The organism is Bacillus sp. P4_D3 (genome assembly GCF_056401855.1).
In genome coordinates, this window is record NZ_JBFUIN010001015.1 from 1 (window position 1) to 944 (window position 944).

General features: G+C 35.7%; 3 protein-coding genes. All 3 read left to right on the top strand.

Annotation, left to right across the window (positions count from 1 at the left end; all coding sequences use genetic code 11):
- The coding region (locus AC1DTM_RS28820) for a hypothetical protein (protein WP_477001523.1) at positions 1-286 on the top strand (286 nt) is incomplete at its 5' end.
- A gap of 25 nt (positions 287-311) precedes the next feature.
- Entirely contained in the window at positions 312-617 is a 306-nt protein-coding gene (locus AC1DTM_RS28825) for a WXG100 family type VII secretion target (RefSeq protein WP_002110836.1), read from the top strand.
- Positions 618-639: 22 nt separating this feature from the next.
- Positions 640-944: DUF5081 family protein (locus tag AC1DTM_RS28830; protein WP_477001524.1), on the top strand; the 305-nt coding region annotated here is incomplete at its 3' end.

Sequence of the window (944 nt, forward strand, 5' to 3'; positions counted from 1 at the left end):
TGAATCAGCGAAGAGAGATTATGAGAGTAAAAGTAATGGCTTAGAAGCTAATAAAATTCCGGCAGTTGAATTTGAACAAAAACGTCATGAAAAGGATGAAGAATTAAATACAGTACTATCCTATTTTAAGAGTGCATTAAGCGATGTTGGATCTGCGATAGGTACAGCTTATGCAAAGTATTTGGAATATAAAGCGAAAGCAGAAGCGGAGAAAGCGTCAGCATATGCTGCAGCGACCAAGGCTTTTGAAGAAAAGAAAAAGGAAATTGAAAAACTTATCCATTAAGCATACAAAGAATGGGGGAATCAACATGAGTGGTAAAGAGGTTGAAATTATAGGAAGTAACACTGCAAGTGCCATTTCTTACGCGCAAAATATTGAAAATGGTATGAAGGATTCTTTAAATCAAGCGAAAAACTTAAAAGCATACGTTACATGTGCGAACTGGAATGGAAAAACGAGGGATGCATTTTTAAGTTATCTTGATTTAATCATTCAATATAACTCAGAAATGGTAGAGGCATTTGAAGGACATACGAAAGCTTTGAAAGAGTTAGATAAAAGTATTCAAACGTACGGAGATAGACCGGAAGTAAGGGCGATAAAACAATTGTGATGGAGAAACGAGGGATAAAAGAATGGGGAAAGAAATGAGTTTTGCACCTGCTGAATTATATGTTCTCGCAGGTGCAGCTGGAGTTACGGATATATTTGGATTGCCAAATCGTGACGTAATTATTTTACTTGATGAAGAATGTGTCACGAAAGCAACAACGAGCTTAAAAGAAAAAGGCTTACTTACAAGTGAAAATGGAATTACCCCTGCAGCCTTTCAAATGATTGAACTATTAAAGGAATATGAGAATTGTCACGAATACACGAGAATTAATAATTTGTTAATAGGTTTTTTGAAAGAGGATAAAGACCGAGTGGCTGTATTAAC

Coding starts and splice junctions, on each gene's coding strand:
- AC1DTM_RS28825 (WP_002110836.1), top strand. CDS start 312: ATGAGTGGTAAAGAGGTTGAAATTATAGGAAGTAACACTGCAAGTGCC.